This is a genomic window from Novosphingobium sp. PhB165 (genome assembly GCF_004341845.1).
Lineage (GTDB): Bacteria > Pseudomonadota > Alphaproteobacteria > Sphingomonadales > Sphingomonadaceae > Novosphingobium.
In genome coordinates this window covers 92897-109425 of sequence record NZ_SLVB01000013.1, presented here as the reverse complement: position 1 = coordinate 109425, position 16529 = coordinate 92897, and the positions used below count along the sequence as shown (strand labels likewise).

Annotated in this window: 15 protein-coding genes and 1 pseudogene; 6 read left to right on the top strand and 10 right to left on the bottom strand. The window is 59.3% G+C overall.

The genetic code is table 11. From position 1 onward, the window contains the following. Window positions 1-475: 475 nt before the first annotated feature. The 4 genes from EDF56_RS23965 to EDF56_RS23950 all read right to left on the bottom strand — a co-directional run bounded on the left by EDF56_RS23965 (window position 476) and on the right by EDF56_RS23950 (window position 6029). On the bottom strand, window positions 476-2119 hold the full coding sequence (locus EDF56_RS23965) for a Na/Pi cotransporter family protein (protein WP_207905015.1): 1644 nt from the start codon (window positions 2117-2119) through the stop codon (window positions 476-478). 459 nt (window positions 2120-2578) lie between these two features. Continuing rightward, window positions 2579-2818 carry a hypothetical protein gene (locus EDF56_RS23960; RefSeq protein WP_132392351.1) on the bottom strand — a complete coding sequence of 80 codons (240 nt, stop codon included), beginning with the start codon at window positions 2816-2818 and terminating at the stop codon, window positions 2579-2581. Between the two features lie 189 nt (window positions 2819-3007). Next, window positions 3008-3685: a Fe2+-dependent dioxygenase gene (locus tag EDF56_RS23955; protein WP_132392349.1), complete on the bottom strand. Its 678-nt coding sequence runs from the start codon at window positions 3683-3685 to the stop codon at window positions 3008-3010. A gap of 73 nt (window positions 3686-3758) precedes the next feature. Continuing rightward, complete coding sequence (locus EDF56_RS23950; RefSeq protein WP_207905011.1) at window positions 3759-6029, bottom strand: catecholate siderophore receptor Fiu; 2271 nt, start codon at window positions 6027-6029, stop codon at window positions 3759-3761. A gap of 344 nt (window positions 6030-6373) precedes the next feature. Here EDF56_RS23950 and EDF56_RS23945 point away from each other — a divergent pair, with 344 nt between their 5' ends. From EDF56_RS23945 to xth, 4 genes and pseudogenes are all read left to right on the top strand, one after another. Then, window positions 6374-6994 (top strand): type IV toxin-antitoxin system AbiEi family antitoxin domain-containing protein, encoded by a 621-nt coding sequence (locus EDF56_RS23945; RefSeq protein WP_165912362.1) that lies wholly within the window; start codon window positions 6374-6376, stop codon window positions 6992-6994. Window positions 6995-7140: 146 nt separating this feature from the next. Beyond that, complete coding sequence (locus EDF56_RS23940) at window positions 7141-7614, top strand: DUF4126 domain-containing protein (RefSeq protein WP_243652826.1); 474 nt, start codon at window positions 7141-7143, stop codon at window positions 7612-7614. Between the two features lie 63 nt (window positions 7615-7677). Continuing rightward, the gene (locus EDF56_RS26125) at window positions 7678-7833 is read left to right on the top strand and encodes a hypothetical protein (protein WP_165912361.1); all 156 of its coding nucleotides are present in this window, start codon (window positions 7678-7680) and stop codon (window positions 7831-7833) included. A gap of 297 nt (window positions 7834-8130) precedes the next feature. Next, window positions 8131-8929, top strand: a pseudogene (gene xth, locus EDF56_RS23935) (exodeoxyribonuclease III). Between the two features lie 653 nt (window positions 8930-9582). Here xth and EDF56_RS26120 read toward each other — a convergent pair. Next, window positions 9583-9729 (bottom strand): hypothetical protein, encoded by a 147-nt coding sequence (locus EDF56_RS26120; RefSeq protein WP_165912360.1) that lies wholly within the window; start codon window positions 9727-9729, stop codon window positions 9583-9585. Between the two features lie 205 nt (window positions 9730-9934). Between EDF56_RS26120 and EDF56_RS23930 the strand changes: the two genes are divergently transcribed. Beyond that, window positions 9935-10492 carry an opacity protein gene (locus tag EDF56_RS23930; RefSeq protein WP_132392377.1) on the top strand — a complete coding sequence of 186 codons (558 nt, stop codon included), beginning with the start codon at window positions 9935-9937 and terminating at the stop codon, window positions 10490-10492. A gap of 703 nt (window positions 10493-11195) precedes the next feature. Here EDF56_RS23930 and EDF56_RS23925 read toward each other — a convergent pair. From EDF56_RS23925 to EDF56_RS23905, 5 genes are all read right to left on the bottom strand, one after another. Beyond that, entirely contained in the window at window positions 11196-11735 is a 540-nt protein-coding gene (locus EDF56_RS23925) for a lipocalin family protein (protein ID WP_132392341.1), read from the bottom strand. A gap of 478 nt (window positions 11736-12213) precedes the next feature. Next, window positions 12214-12633, bottom strand: a complete 420-nt coding sequence (locus EDF56_RS26695) for a hypothetical protein (RefSeq protein ID WP_347813003.1) — start codon at window positions 12631-12633, stop codon at window positions 12214-12216. Between the two features lie 570 nt (window positions 12634-13203). Further along, entirely contained in the window at window positions 13204-13917 is a 714-nt protein-coding gene (locus tag EDF56_RS23915) for a protein-L-isoaspartate(D-aspartate) O-methyltransferase (protein ID WP_132392339.1), read from the bottom strand. A gap of 9 nt (window positions 13918-13926) precedes the next feature. After that, a complete protein-coding gene (locus EDF56_RS23910; protein ID WP_243652825.1) occupies window positions 13927-14301 on the bottom strand; it encodes a four-helix bundle copper-binding protein in 375 nt (124 codons plus the stop codon). 14 nt (window positions 14302-14315) lie between these two features. After that, a complete protein-coding gene (locus EDF56_RS23905; RefSeq protein ID WP_132392335.1) occupies window positions 14316-14612 on the bottom strand; it encodes a plasmid stabilization protein in 297 nt (98 codons plus the stop codon). Window positions 14613-15305: 693 nt separating this feature from the next. Between EDF56_RS23905 and EDF56_RS23900 the strand changes: the two genes are divergently transcribed. After that, window positions 15306-16421 carry a DNA topoisomerase IB gene (locus tag EDF56_RS23900; protein ID WP_132392333.1) on the top strand — a complete coding sequence of 372 codons (1116 nt, stop codon included), beginning with the start codon at window positions 15306-15308 and terminating at the stop codon, window positions 16419-16421. Window positions 16422-16529: the final 108 nt, after the last annotated feature.

Genomic DNA, 16529 nt, shown 5'->3' with positions numbered 1-16529 from the left:
TGTTCCCAGCGCGCTTGAACTGTCGGTTGTTCCATACTTGCCTGAACATGCCCGCAGGCTGCGCCATCGACAACCATTTATGGGTTCACGGCCTAATCAGATCAGCCGCTCGACTTCGCGCTCAATCCTGTCATTCCACGACCGATTTGATGATCTCGCAGGGCAGCAGCTGCCGCCTGTCGATGGGAATGTAAGAACTGGTGGGGGATAACGGTCAGGCCGGCCACATTCAAAGGCCCGAACTGCGCGTCTAAGACGCCCCGCGGCTTCGGCTGCGTGTGGAATTCCACGCCGCTAGGGTATCATTGAAGGTGGGAGAAATGGCAGAAATTGTCGCCATTATCAGCATCCCCATCTGCATCGCCGTTGCTTTGAACTTAGCCGTTCGAGGCGGTACCGATAGTCGCAACAAAGAGATTGCGTCGTCCGTGACGACAGGATTGCTGGAACGGCCTCTCGGCGCTCCAGGCAAGGGTTATGTCGCGATCTTTAGCCTCGTTGGCAAAAGATCTCCTCTTTGCTGTAGTATCGGATAAGCGGATGCCTCGATAAGGTGGCTGGCGACCCGTTTTAGATCGTGAAGCGCATCCAGCTGAAGCGCGCTGCTTTCCGAGCTCTCAACATTGCCGGAACGCAGGCGCTCGAAATGCATTGCTGTCGCTTCTTCTTCCATCCGGCGGAACTTCTCTTTGGCCGATGCCAAAGTGCGGGCGCCTTCGATATCGCCATTGAGGAACACAGCCGTCGAAACATGTAGAGTTTCAACCAACGCATCGATTTGAGTGACAAGCTCCGCTCTCCCATCACGGGAGAAGGATATTCCGCGTTTGTCGGCGCGGCGAACAATGCCGAGCAAGCTGCGATCGATCAGGTCCCCAGCCTGCTCGAGGTTTCTGGAGAACGCAATTATCCGCCCCGCTCTTTCGTTTGAAGGCCCATCTACTTTCCTTGGATCGATAGCCACAAGCTTGTCGTTTATCGCCCGATTGAGACTATCGAGTTGATCATCCAGACTGCGCACGTCTTCGATGAGGCGCCGATCGGGAGAGGCGAGGGCCTCGCGAAGGCCGATCAACATTTGCTCCAAAACATCGGAAAGACGGAGCGCTTCGCGCGTGGCCGCGGCAAGCATCTGACCCAGAGGGGCATCTTCCGGCACCCCGCGTAGATACAGGGGCGCTCCCGGCAGGCCGGTTTCTGTCCGAGCAGGCAGGAATTGTTCCAGCAGCCGGGCAAAGGGCGTGAGAAAGGGAAAAAGCAGGATGGCGAAGCCGATATTGAAAAGCAGATGGAAGTTGGCAACCGCCCTCGCCGGGGCCGCTTCGACCTTCTCTATGAAGGGGCCGACAAACGGATAAATGGCAAGGATAAGCAACACGCCGGCGATCCGGCTCAATAGATTGCCCAGCGAAAGGCGCCGCGCAACGGCTGACTTTACAGAACCTTCCAGGACTGGGTTGATTGCGGTGCCGACGTTCGCCCCTAACGCCAACGCAATTCCCGCAGGAACCGTCAGGACACCATTAGTCGCAAGCGACATGGCCAGCAGTACCACTGCCACGCTGGAATGGACAGCCCATGTCAGAGCGACGCCGATGAGGACGATGAATACTATGTGCGTTGACAGGCCCTGAAGGAACATCTGCGTGGCATGATTGGACGTGAGGGGTTCCAGGAGGATCAGAATCGAATGGAGGGCGAAAAGGACAAGGCCAAGACCAATGAAAACACGCCCGAAGTCCCGCACTCCTGCCCGCCCGCGCTGGAAAAGCAGATAGCCCATGAGCACGAGAATTGGTGCTGCCAACGAGATATCGAAAGACAGTAATTGGACAATCAGTGTGGTGCCGACGTTGGCCCCCAACATGACTGCCAGTCCCTGGCCGAGAGTAAGCAGTCCATCGGCGGCGAATCCCGTTGCCATCAAGCCGGTCGCCGTGCTGCTTTGAAGAAGGGCGGTTATGGCCAACCCCGCGCCAAATGCGGAAAAACGATTCTGCAGTCGGCGAGTCAAAAATGAGCGAAGTTGTGGGCCAAGTGCGCGCAGAACGCCGCTCTGTACCATGTGCACGCCCCATAGAAGGAGCGCCACGAGCCCGGCCAGATCAAGCAAGGTCAATGTGATGCTCGTTGTACGACTCCCTAAGCTTTCCATTTTCCGAATTCGGACGAGAGGCTTCGGTTCCCGCATGGACGAATGAAGCCAGGGGGAACCACGAGTGCATTCCAGGCCGCCGCTCGTCCTCGGAGAGCGACCTCGGCTCCGGGCGGCCCGACCATGCGACCAGGAACTGAACTCTACAGCAATTTTAGATTCTCTTCTTTGTTAAATTTTCGACCAAATGGCGAGCGAATGTAGCCCTGTTTAGCCATAGGTCCCAATGGGAGGAGGGCATCATCAGAAAATGATTTGCCACGATCTTGTTCGGTTCTGCAGCAGCTGCCATTTGTCAATCTCAGACCCTGATGGTTCCCGCGAACTGGGTCCCAGAGTCTCTAATCGGGCTGTCGCGCGTTGGACATTCGTTGGGTTGTCCCATTGCCGGTCCGACCGGGTTGCCATCATCGCGCTTAGCGCTCACAGCTCCCGAAGCAGTCCTGCGCCGCTATTCAGATCTATGCCGGCCAACGCCGCCGGGTGACGCACCTGATAGACTTCCCCGCGCGCCATGACCGCCCAGACGATCCGCGCCGTGTTGTTCGCAAGGGCGACCGTGACGAGACGTGTCGATTTCAGTGCCACCAGCGCGATGAGGCGAGGATCTCCCGTATCGGGTCGGGTCTTCGTGTGCCGCACCCCGGCAGTCATGCCCACCACGCCGCCGCTCGTTTTTCTAAAAGAGTGTTAGCCCCGGTAACGCCGCGAACTCGCGACCTGAGCCTAACTGGCCGGGGTCGGTCTAAGCGGACCCTCTATCTTTCAACATGCGCTATCAGCAACCGCAAGCCACCGCTTGGGTTGCTCCAAGCCGCCGGAACATCGAGATCGGCCGACGCCTCGCCAAGACTATATTTCTGACCAACGCCTTAAAAGGTTATGATAGACGCAGGTGAGTTGAAGGACGGCATCTTCATCGGCGCCGTCCATTGTGAGCTTCTGTATCGACGTATCCAGTTCGAACAACATGCGCCGCTCCGCATCGTCGCGAACCAGGCTCTGAATCCAGAAAAAAGAGGCGATCCGCTCACCTCGCGTCACCGGTTCGACCCGGTGCAGGCTGCTGGACGGATAGATTACCGCATCGCCGGCGGGCTTGGCAACGACATGTTCGCCATACGTATCGCTAATCACGAGCTGTCCCCCGTCATATTCCTCAGGATCATTGAGGAATACGGTGCAGGATATGTCCGATCGCAATTGGTCATCTCCGCCAAGGCTCATCACCGCGCCGTCGACATGAAAGCCGTATTCACCGCCGCCAGCGTAGCGGTTGAAGCGCGGAGGCAGGATTCGGCGCGGCAGGGCGGCCGCAAAGAACAGCGGGCTACGCTTCAGCGCGCGCAGCAGGGCTTCCCCCAGTTCGGCCTTGAGTGGGGAATTGTCCCGCAACTGCTCGTTGCGTTTGACCTGCGCCCCTTGCACCCCAACCGTCTCCCTCCCATCTGTCCAGTCCCCGCAACCAAGCCTGCGCCGGAATTCGGCGACTTCGTCCGGGGTCAGGATCTGGGGAATGTGCAAAAGCATCGCGATGATCCGCTAAAAAAGGATAGGACGGCAGGAGTCAAAACCCCCACCGTCCGCATCTGACCGACCTGGCTTAGAATTGGAAGTCGGCGCTGAACAGGAACGTCTGCGGGGTACCGGGGGTGTAGCGGTAACCGCTCTTGTTAATGGCCTGGACGTAGTGCTTGTCGAACAGGTTGAAGGCGTTCGCGCGCAGCTTGATGTTCTGCGTGAGCGCGTAGGACAGGATTGCGTCGACCACGGTGTAGCCGTCGGTCTTCACCGGAGTGCCGACGGCACCGTCAGTGCCGCGATGCAGCCCGCTGACGTAGCGGACACCGCCGCCTGCCTGGATCCCGAACGGGAAGCTGTAGGTGGTCCACAGCGTCGCCGCGTTCTTCGGCGTGTAAGTAATGTAGTTGGTGCCGTCTTGCGCCACGTCCGGGCCGTTGATGACCTTGGCGTCCTGATAGGTGTAGCCCGCCGAGAGCTGCCATGCAGGCGTGATATTGCCCACAGCCGAGAGTTCCACACCCTGGACCCGCTTCTTGCCGGTCTGGGTCGGGTTGCCGTTATCGTCCAGATCGTTGCTATTGATCTCGTTGCTGATCGTGGTGCGGAACACCGCAGCATTTACGGCAAGGGCACCGCCGAATGCGCCCCATTTCACACCGGCTTCGAACGTATCGGCCTTCTGCGGATCCATGTTCGGATTGGCGGCGTTGTTCAGCGCGGAGCTGAGCGTGAAGTTCGCACCCCCCGGAGGCTGCTGCGAAAGTGCGTAGTTGACATAGAGGCTGACTGCCGGGATCGGCTTGAACACCGCACCCAGCTTCCAGTTGAAGAGCGTTCCCTTGTCCTTCAGATCGGTGGTTGGGAGGATCGTACCGGTCGGCGAACTGCCGCAGGTGGCAGCGGTGCCGCAGGGCGCGTTCACGAAATAGGTGAGTTGGTAATGATCCACACGCAGGCCGCCGGTCACTAGCAGCATGTCATCGAAGAGTTTCGCCGTGTCGAATGCATAGAACGACTGGGTATTGGTCCTGCCCTTCGAATGGCCGCCCGTGGGCGAAGCGACATAAGTGCTCGGATCGTTCCAGTCGGGATCGTAGAGGCTGGCGCGCGGCAGGGTGCCGGTGCCTGCCATCGTGCGCTGGTATTGCTGTTCGCTCGTGAATTCGGCGCCGACGCTGAGGTTGTGCTCGATCGTCCCGGTCGCAAAGTCGGCGCGCAGGTTGAGCTGGTCGGTCAAGATCTTGTTGGAAATATCCTTCAGGTTCACGTTGCTGCGGGCCATCGTGTAAGTCGACAAATCATTGATGTCGGTCCACTTGATGTTTGCCGCCGTGGTCATGAACGACGTGAGCTGGTAATCCTGATCGGTCCGGCCCCACCGCGCGCTGTTGGTGAGCTTCACCGAGTCTGAAAAGTCATGCTCCAGGATGAAGGTCGCCATCTTGGCGTTCACATCGTCATGATCCTGACGAGTGCCGTAGAAGTTGCTGGAATCCACCGGATGGTCCTCAAGCTGCTCGATACCCGGTTGCGGCTCCCAGTATTTGATACCGATGGTGGGCACGAAACCGTCCGGAACGTTGTTCTGATCGACAACGAGCAGGTTGAGGTAGGCGCGGGTCGAGGTGCCAAGGCCGAAGCCGAACGACGATGCAAGGCCGAAGCGGCTGTTGTTGACATGGTCGCGGCCGGCAACGCCGCTGTCCTGCCACATCACGTTGAAGCGGACGGCAGCATTGGGAATTCCGCCGATCGGCTGGTTGAAGTCCGCCGTGCCGCGCTTCTGGCCGTCGGTACCGGCCGTAGCGATTCCGGAAACCGCAGTGTCCATATTGGCGCGCTTGGAGACCATATTGATCGAGCCGCCCGCCGAAGTGCGGCCGTTATCGGTGCCGGCTGGCCCCTTTTCGATTTCGACCTGCTCGGTGTTGAAGGTGTCGCGCGAGATCGTGCCGATATCGCGAATGCCGTCCACGAAGATGCTGCCGGAACTGTCGATGCCGCGAATATAGAGGGCATCGCCGGTTGAGGTCGAACCGTTCTCGCCCGCATAGAAGGTACCTACGCCTGGCGAATTGCGCAGGGCTTCGGTTAGCGACGTCGCGCCCTGCTGATTGAACAGTTCCTTGCTGATCACCTGGATCGTCTGCGGCGTATCCTGCAGCGGCTGCGTGAACTTGGGCGAGGAGACATGGTCGACCTTGATGCCATCGTCTATCGCGGTGTCGCTGACCGTGACGCCGCCAAGGCGCGCGGGCTTGGCATCATTCGCGGCGTCCTGTTCCTGCGCGAGCGCGGGGGAGGCGGCAAGGCCGAAGCAGCCTAAAGCGAGGTAGGCCGGCGATGCCATGGCCAACGAGTTGCGGAGCCGTGAGATTGACAATGTTTCCCCCATGTAACTGAAGAGTGATCGAATGCGATGCGCTAATGCGACTGATTCGCGTTAGCTTCAAGAGGGGGCGAAAATTTGTATGTAGGATGTTGCAGATGCATCGCAGTTGCGACGTTTTGTCGCGCATCAGGCCTTAGCCTTCAAAAAGGCGGAGCAGGGCGCCTGCGGAGCCGACATTTGTCAGCCGCAGCGGACCACATTCCGCGACAAAACGATCCGCGACAAAACGAAGAGCCTCGCCGAGTATGCCGTTCAGATCCCAAACGCGCGCCCTTTCAAGTCTTTCATTGAAGGAGCGCCAAGTGGTCCTGGCTTTACGCTCTGCGCTCGGGCGGGAGGCCAACCTGTGCGCCTTCGAACCCGGAGCGCAATTGGCATTCTCAGAAACCGTGCGCGCAACTTTTGCGCGGCTAGCCACCGAAGCGTTGGATCACGGGCTCGTGTTGTTTGGGCCCGGTTCGCCCTTTGTGATCGAGGACGAATTGGCAATCCTCAGCAGATTGGCGCAATTCCAGCGACCGGCCGTTTCGATGCGCTGGAAATGCGCAAATCCGCTGCAAGCAAGCCTGAAAGAGTGCGCATTTGTCCTTATCGCCGCTGGCTGGAGGTTGCCGGTTCGCCCTCCACTGAAGCCAGCTTATGTCATGGGTCGGGATTGCTTCAGGATAGTCTGGGAAGATCCCCGAGAGATCGGGCTGGCCCAACCGAACAATGACCCGGTAGCTAAACCGGGTTCGCAAGAACAGCCCGAAGCGGCTCCTGGAACACTTAAGGCCAGGGCTGTCGAGCTTGCGCGCGGCGACGAACCTGTCGCCGCGGCTATGTTTCGGCAGCACGGAATATCGGCTCAATTTCTTCAGCGTCTCTGCCTGGCTGGAATTCTTGAGAAGGTTGGTCGGGGGTATTATCGACGCAGGTATTAATCACTGCGATGTTCGAATAAAGCCGGGCGAGCTTCATAACGGTCTGGCGCAGCCATCCCACATATTGGCATGGCAACCGTGCCTGAGGGGATCAAATCTGCCGCGACGCGCATTTCACCAATTCACGATTCAGGATGAAAGCCATCATGATCCGTTCAATCCTCATCGGTCTTGTGGCCGGACAGCGTGGAATATCGCCGCTCGCCTCGATCGCCCTTGCAACACGCCGTGAGGTTATTCCGCCAATCCTGCCCCTGCAGGCGCTGTTAAAAAATCGCTTTGTTGCTGCAGGAACGGCAGCTTTGGCTGCTGCAGAGATGGTCGGCGACAAGATGAAATCAGCCCCGGATCGCATCGTGCCGATAGGATTAGCCGTGCGCGCGGTAACCGCTGCATATGCTGGGGCTGCTCTTGCCCCTCGTGATAGCAACAGGGCGCACGCGATCATTGCGTCGACAACTGCATTGGTCTCTTCGTACATTGGCTGGCGTCTGCGCTGCGCGGCGATGCGGCGCTATGGCCAGACGGCAACGGGATTTGTCGAAGATGCCATCGTGCTGGCCTCCGGAATTCTAGCGGCAAACCCCGATCTGGTCGTGGAACCGGCGGGCGGGGGATAAGTCACTCTGCGAATTCGCAGTCCCCGATACAATCATCGCGGACTCTAACTTAGGAGAGGACTAATGAGCGCAGAAAACGACGGGATAGAAGTTCAAAAAGAGGATGCCCGCGCCGGAACAACACCCGGAATTGTTCGGTACGTGCTGCTCATCAGCGTAATGCTGGCGGTCGCCGCACTGTCGATGGTCTGGATCGTCCGCGCTGTGCAGTCGCCCTAGAATACAGGCGGCGTCAGTGACACGTCGGTGCGAGGCTGAGCGATGAGTTGGCCGCCCGGCAAAGGATATGCCGCTCAACACCAGAACGGGTGTTCAGGCGGGAAGCCCTCGCGGCAAGTCCAGCGAATAAGCTCTATCCAGAAATCGGGGTTGCCAGCGGTTTGGAGTGCTTTTCAAGGAGCAAGTCCGATATGCCAAGGTACTCGGTCGTCGCCCTGAGCCCCGCGGAAATGACCACGATCGCCAAGGCCTCGCTTTCTCGATTACGGGCGCCACTGGTCGGGAGCGATCAGACCTGTGAAAATTGCAACCTACAACGTTAACGGCGTGAATGGGCGGCTTCCGGTGCTTCTGCGCTGGCTTGACCTCGCCGAACAGGACAACGTCTGCCTGCAGGAACTGAAGGCGCCGCAGGACAAGTTTCCCGGCGCTGCGATTGCGGCAAGGGGCTATCGGGCCATATGGCACGGGCAGAGCCGTTGGAAGGGCGTCGCTATCCTCATCAGGGTCGGTGAAATCCACGAGACCCGTCGCGGGCTTCCTGGCGACCCCAAGGATGAGCCGATATATCGAAGCCGCAATCAACGGTATGCTGATTGCCGGGCTCTACCTTCCCAATGGCAATCCGAAGCCGAGCGTCAAGTTTGAATTCAAACTTAAGTGGTTCGAGCGATTGCGCGATCATCTTGGCTACCTTGTCGCGCTCGACGCTCCCGTGATTGTCGCAGGAGACCTCAACGTCATACCAACGGATCTCGACGTGTATGCGCCCGAGCGCTGGCGCGACGACGCTCTCTTTGCGCCGGAAGTAAGAGCGGCGTACGCGGGAGTGCTCGAGCAGGGTTGGATTGACGCACTTCGCCATCTCTATCCGGATGAGACCATATTCACCTACTGGAAATACTGGCGCGGCGCCTCCGAACGCGACGCGGGACTCAGGATAGATCACGTCCTTCTCAATCCAGCAGCAGCCCGGCTTCTGATGACGGCCGAGGTCGGTCGCCGAACAGGTGGCTGGGAGAAGACCAGCGACCATGCGCCAGTCTGGATCGAACTAAGCAACGAACCCGCGCGCAAGCCTCGCCGCAAACCGTAGAAAATAAAATCCCGTCCGAACACGTTATCGGCACGTCGCTCAAGCTCCGGTTCGACGCGCTCCCGGACTGCGATCTCATCCGCCTCGCCGAACTGCAGAGTTTCGAAGACCGCGAAGAAAGGTGGCGAACATCGCCCTGCACATCGGGCGACGCCCCATACTCTGTTTCGGTGACTCCGACGGCGACCTCGCGATGATGCGTTACACCGTGGGCAGCAGTGGTCGCCAAATGTCGCTCCTGTTGCGTCACGACCGTGCGAGCGTGAGGTCGCCTATGATCGTGAGTTTCGGCTCAGGCCGCTGGTCGAGGCCTTTGAGCGAGCGAACGATTACGGTATCCGTGTAGTCAGTATTCAGCATGACTGGGATCGGGTTTTCTCTTGAAACAATTGTTGCCCGACCACCGCGGCCGGTCTCGGGATCAACCGTCCGGAGGATCTTCTTAATATCTTCTATGTGAACGAAGGGGGCTCTTCCCTGAATTTTTCAGAGCGTAGTTCGTTGCAGCAATGATCGTACTTTGGCTGCAATCCGATTGTCGCTCAGATGATAGCTCTAGTCCTGGGATTCTGACACTCGGGAAGGCGCATGTGCACAACGGCTGAAGTCTACTCGTCAATGGCGTAAAACCGGGCGCATCCTCAGTCAGCCGCTCAATCAGATTGTTTCAGTGCGCAGGCCTCCACAATCAGGCGCTTCAGTGCATGGGCAGCCTTTTCATCGGCAATGCGGGACAAGCGGTCGGCGACTTGTAAGATGTGGTCAGGATCGACCGCCCGGCTGCGGATCATCTGCGTCACAAAAGGCGCGCAGCATTCGTTCGGCGAGAGGTGCCACCGAGCGAACATATGTCTGTTGTTTTGCCGTGCAAGCCGGATATCGGCCAGAATGCGATGCAGAAATGACACACATATGACGGAACCGAGTTCGTTGCTGCAACCGCGCAGATGGTTTGAAGTTCAAGGAAGTGCGCATCGCGAATCGGTGTTTTCCTCGGAGTTTGATATGAAAAAGTATCTTCTGGCCTTCGCTCTCACCGCTGCACTGCCGAGCGCAGCGTTCGCGCAAGAGGCGCAGGAAACCGCGCCCGACGGCACTGACGCTTTTGGAATCGAGCCTTACATCGGCGTCCTTGGCGGCTATCACGAATTCTCCCGCAACAGTGAATTTGGCTCGCCTCGGGGCGGCCAAATGAACGGTGGTCTTGTTAGCGGCGTGGCCGGTGTCAACGTTCCTCTTGGCCCCGTATTCGTAGGCGTTGAAGGCAACGCGACCAAGGGCTTCGGCGACATTGACTGGGAATACGGTGTTAAGGGACGCATCGGTGGCCGGGCAGGTGAAAGCGGACTTATCTATGCTTCTGCGGGCTACCAGTGGGTCAATGGTCGACGAGCTTACGGCAACGAAAAAGATTGGATTTATGGTGTCGGTGTCGAAGTAGGTCCGAAGGATATCGGCCTCGGCGGCGTGACCGGCAACAGCGGGGTTCGCCTCCGCCTTTCGGCGGAAACGTATGACTTCGATAGTATCCGTCCGATGGCGGGTGTCATCTTCCACTTCTAATTCGAGGGTGGGACGGGGATTTTCCTCGTCACTCTGGGATGGTCAAGCCTGGCACGTCGTCGCCCCCACCGAGAGGACGCCGTGCCAGGTTTCTCTTTCCGCCCCATCTTGCACCAGTGTGGAAGATCGCACCTGAAGCGGTAACGTTTGCCCGCGCCCGCGTGATTGTGAAGGGCTCGATTATAACAGCTTGGTGCGAAGTCGCGACGTTGCTCACAGGTGGTGAAGAACAATTCGTAATGTATCTGGCCGTTCAGTGAACGAGGCAAACCGTTCCAACCGCGGCTGGGGAACACTGGTCCGGTATGGCGGAAAGCGGAATTGTATTACGGGCAGATATTGATAACGATGTAATACCAAGCTGCATGGTGCCCGACTCAAGGCCATGATTCTCAAGGCGGCGAAAATCTGAATCTATGGTGCTCTGGTTTTGGAGTAGTTGCCATGGTTCCGCGCAGCGCGTTCGACTGGTGCCAACCTTCCTCTCCCGGCGTTTCCAACTCTCGTTGAACGGCCTCGCGGACGAAATCCGTCCGGTCCTCGCCTGGCTCAAGGACAATCCGTATTCGTTCGAAGGTTCCGCCGGAAAGCAAGCTTGCATATTCCGTGCCCTCAGCGACGGTCTTCTCATGCGCAAAAAGAACATCGCATATCACTTTTGCTTCCAAGCTCCCGCGGACATCCGCAGGTAGCCCATTACAGCTTAATGCTGCGTCCTGCGGAGAAGCGACCGGTCATATCCCAGGGACTTCACTCGCCCCTCGATGTCCGAAAGCAATTCGGCGCTGGGCCGGGGGTCGCGAGTTAGCACCCAAAGGTACCGGCCGGATGGCTCTCCGACGATCGACCATTGGTAGTCATCGTCATGATCGAGCACCCAATAGTTGCCATAGAACGGTCCAAAGAATGAGACCTTCAGCTTGGCGTTCGTGGCGGCGTCGACGATCTTGGCCTTGCCAATGGATTCCTTCCACTTGCCCCTGCGCTGGCCACGGTTGACGACTCTCACCGTCCCGTCGTGTTCGAGCGAGTACTCCGCCGTAACACCGTCCATTTCCTTCTCGAACGACGCTTCGTAGCGGTACTGCTCATACCAGCGGCCCATGTATCGCTGCACATCGACCAACTTTGCAGGTTGCGGAACTGCGTGGTTTCCTACCGGACCGTGCCGGCGGATCGCGGCGCAGGCCCCGATCAAAAGCGTGGTCCCAGCCAACGCAATGGCGAGCGTTGATTTACGCATGAAGACTCCTTTGATTTATCACCTGATAAGCGACCCAGGGCGATTAGGTTTCAGCGATCGCGTTTCGCAGGCCACATCGTCACACCCTCGGCGTAGAAGGGGCGCTTCTGAACTCCGCCGGGTTCAATTGCACCATCGCCCCGCCGCTGCAAAAAAGCGCGGCGGCCGCTTGCTCGACGCCATTCAGGATGACGGCTGCACGGGGCAGCAACTGGCGCCCGCGAAAGCGATCGAAACCCGAAAGGCCGACGGAAATAAGCTGGGTTCGCGATTGCGGTCGAACCGGAGAACGCGCTGGACGCCTTGGTTTGCGACACCGTTGCGCGGGGCTCTCAGTCGGTAGGCAATGTGATGCGTTCGGTGGCTAGCCTGCCGATGCTTTGCAGGAGGCAATGACGTGAACCAGTGTCATCAACCCGGTATGCCATTTTGCGGACTGTCGGGCGACCTGTATCCCGACAGTCAGGGGCTTTCGCCACTATTGGTTACCGGTGTTCTTCGCGGCGTCCTGTGCAGCGTCTCCGGCCTTATTGGCCGCATTGCCAATACTGTTGGCTGCGTTTTCGACGGCGTTGTCCTTACGGGCTTCGCTCTTGGTCGTCTGGGTGAAGAAGTAGATGCCGGCAATCACCGCAATAAGGACAGCGATGGCAACGACCATGCCAGCGCCACCGCCGCGTCGACCTTCTACAACGGTGACCGTGTGAGTGGGAATTTCCGCCATCTTCGACTCCTCGTCTGGTTTTGCTCTCGAGGCATGAACGCCGCTGGCTGCCGACAGTTGCGCGCGCGGTGGCAGTAGCTGGAGCTGCGAGAACAACGCGGTCGGGCACGCTGTGCGGGAGGCGATGAGGTGATGCAGTTGCTTTTCGCGCCGGTGGCTAGCAACTTCGACCAAGGCAGCGCTGCGCTGTGAGCGGGCTTGCTGCGTCGATCGATGCCTACTGGCCTGTGGGGCATTCAGCGGATCTTGGGATGCTGCCTCGTCGGCAATTGGGATACCCTGCCTCTGCTGGGGCTGGCGGGGATCCCGATGTTTATGCGCACCAATGGTCTGCGACGACTTGGCACGTCTGTGGCCATAGCCCCGAAGCTCTGTTCGTGGAGGTTCGGCCTCGCGCCGGGCAGCGTGACAGCGTAGCAGTTGAGAAGACATTGGAGGCCATCTCAAACGTGCCCCGGGCGATTGTCCGCCTGGAGGCGAGGTTAGGCCCGCTGTGTACCACTCCTATGGTATGTGGGAATAAGATCCCGAAGTAAGGGCAGCAGAAACGACCCAGGGCAGAAATTCGCCAACGGAGTGGATTTGGTCTGCGCCTATCTGGCCGGCGTCAGAACGCGACGATCTTGACAATGGAGCGGGTGGCTTATCCGGGGCAAAACCAACTTCAAACCGGTTAATCACCCGCCAGCGGCGCGGCCGGATCGGTACCTTCCGTCGCGGGCGCGCCGATAATGGCTTCGGCGATCATTCGGGCAGGTTCTGGTTGCGCGATGCGCCCGACAGAGGGACGCTCGCCGCCCGGCTGCCATCCTCGCGCCACGCCTGTGTTCCGATCAGAGGCACGAATTTCACCGTGCCCAGGTTTTCTTCCGCGAAGCGGTCGGCGGCAAGACGGGTCACCTTGCAAAGCTTCTGCTGGTCAGCATCCCCGACCGGCACGACCAGAATTCCGCCGACCTTGAGCTGGTCCCTCAACGCTTCTGGTACCTCGGGACTGCCCGCCGAGACCAGGATGGCGTCAAATGGAGCGACTTCGGGCGTGCCGCGCGTCCCGTCGCCGACACGCACCTCGACATTGTCATAGCCGAGCGTTGTCAAACGCGCCGCGGCGAGCTTGGCAAGGCTCGGATGGCGCTCGATCGCGATCACATGCTCGGCTATGCAACTGATCACCGCTGCCGCATAGCCTGACCCCGCACCCACCTCGAGCACATGATCGCCCGGCTGAACCTCGGCGGCCTCAATCATGGCGGCGACAATATACGGCTGCGAGATTGTCTGACCCGCTTCTATCGGCAGCGCGGAGTCCTCGTAAGCGTACTGTTCGAATCCTTCGCGCACGAACTGTTCGCGAGGCACCGCGCGCATGGCACCCAGCACGCCGGAGCCACGGATTCCGCGGGCGGCTAGATGCGTGCCGACCATGCGATCACGCTGCGCCTTGAAGTCGGTAGACATGGTAGTAGGTCAATTGATCGTCGCCAGAGAGGTCCGGCAGTCAGCAGCGCATTCTCGGCACATCTGGCTGCAGAGCTGGCAATGTGCGTGATCGTGGCTTGCGCTTTGCGCGGCGCACAGCTCGCAGACCTGAGCACAGGCCTCAAGCAGCAGTTTTACCGCCTCGATATTTCGGCCGGTCCGCCGCACCGCGAGCCGCCCGGTGGCGGCGCAGACGTCGGCGCAGTCGAGATAGGAGCGGAGACACTGCCTCATGTCCATTGGCTCGGCAATGCAGGCAGCGGCGCAGCTGGTGCACATCTCCGCGCAAAACATTGCGCGGCGGGCGGCGGTCGCAAGCAATCCGTTGGAGTCCTCACCGACATCGGGGTGAAGCGCGATCATCTTGTGGATGGACATCAGGCTGCGCCCTTCTTCCGGCGGGTTTCCCAACCTTTTTTGGCCGCCGTCGAGCGCTTTTCGGCGCCCTGGCTGGAGCCACCCTTGCGCCCACCTTTGCGCGAACTTTCGTGGTTCTCGGCCTTGCCGCGGCCAGAGCCGGACTTTTTGCCGCCGCCCGATTCCTTGTTGACGGTCGCCCATGCCCGCCGCTCGGCCTCTTCCTTGCCGACACCGCGATCCTCATAGCCTTCCTCGATATGCTCGGCCTTGCGCTTCTGCTTGTCGGTGTAGCTCGACTTGTCGCCGCGAGGCATGATCCGTCTCCTTGCTCACCTCCCCCCGTCGCCGACTCAACGCCGCAGCAAGGAATTGGCTTCCATCGGCCTTCAATTGCGCTATCGGCGCTTGAAGAATGCGGACACCGCGCTTCGCGATCGACCTAAAACCCCAATTCCCTCGGGAAATCCGGCGGCCGCCTGACGCGGCATGGCGAATTGCCTTGGCCGTCAACCTACGCGCCGGCGAACGCCGGTATATCGACGAGCCTCATCGCCGCACAGGGCAGTCGAGCAAGCTAGCCCATCCAATCCATTTGACGAGCTTCTTTCTCGACGCCGGCCGTCGGCATCAGGAATATCAAAATGACCTCCGAATGTTTGGATTTGTGAAGCTTCTCGGGCGTTTGCGTACCAAACCTTCCCTGCAGGAACCCCGGGCCAGATAGGTTGAGCGATTGGGATTTTGCGCTTTGCGGTGATGCGGCCGGGTGAGATGCGCAGGTTGATTGATACACTACAGCAGCGCAGCGGCGGATGTCAGGATGTGCTGGGGGCGTATTCGCGGCGCTGTGGACGATGATGCCAGGAGCAGCCGCGGGTGCGCCGCGCACTGGGATTGGAGGATCAGTTCTTCCGGCGCCAGCGATATTTACAAGTGAAAGACCGCAACAAGCGGATGCACGTTCTGATGTCGGGGAACGCGATCCGGCCTCGTGCGATTCAGCCGGTATGAAAACGCGAGAGGACGCGCTGGCCAATGCCGGCGAAGCAGGAATGATCGTCGATGCGCAGGAGGCGGCGGAAAACGCGGGCCTTGTCTATGTCAGTGACGACAGTCCCGGGATCAGCCGCCAAACTTATCGCGGCAGGATTCGCTATCGCGATCCGCGCGGTAACGTCGTCAAGAACGACAAGACCCTGAAGCGCATTGCATCGCTGGCAATCCCGCCGGCCTATACCGATGTCTGGATTTGCGCGAAACCGAACGGCCATATCCAGGCGACTGGGCGCGACGCCAAGGGCCGCAAGCAGTATCGCTACCATGCCAGGTTTCGCGAGGTGCGCGACAGCACGAAGTACGAGCACATGCTCGCTTTCGCCAAAGCCCTGCCAGCCGTGCGCGAGCGGATCGACGCCGATCTTCAGAAGCGTGGCCTACCACGGGAGAAGGTTCTGGCTGCGGTCGTCCACCTGCTCGAGACCACGATGATCCGCGTCGGCAACGCGGATTATGTCAAGCAGAACAGGAGCTATGGCCTTACGACGTTGCAGGACCGCCATGTCGCGATAGAAGGATCAGAACTTCGCTTCAACTTCAAGGGCAAGAGCGGCAAGCAGTGGAAGCTGAGGCTCAGGGACCGCCGGATCGCGAAGATTGTGAAGGCCAGCCAGGATCTGCCGGGCCAGCATCTCTTCCAGTACATCGGCGAGGACGGCGAGCAATACGAAGTCACCTCGAACGATATCAACACCTATCTCAAGGAGATCTCGGGGGCGGACATCACGGCGAAGGATTTTCGTACGTGGAATGGCACGGTGCTCGCTGCGCTGGCGCTTGCCGAATACGAAAAGGTGGACAATCAAGCTGCGGCCAAGCGAAACGTACGCACTGCGATCGAAGCGGTGGCCTCTCGCCTTGGGAACACGCCGACGGTCTGCCGAAAATGCTATATTCACCCAGAAGTGTTTGACAGCTACTTGAGCGACGAACTTGTGCTTGAGGCGCGCGACGCGGTGGAAAAAGAGCTGCGGAACGAGCTGCCTCGTCTTCGCCCCGAGGAGGCGGTGGTCCTCGCTTTTCTACAACGTCGTCTGGCGGAAAAGGCGAAGATCCCCGCCCTTTGAAAAGGGGCCGGGCCGTGGAACGCGCGCCTGACTCCGCCGTTAATTGTCCGAACCCTCCATTACGGTGACGGCATGCTTAATTCGCAGAACGCATTATCCCAGTTGGCC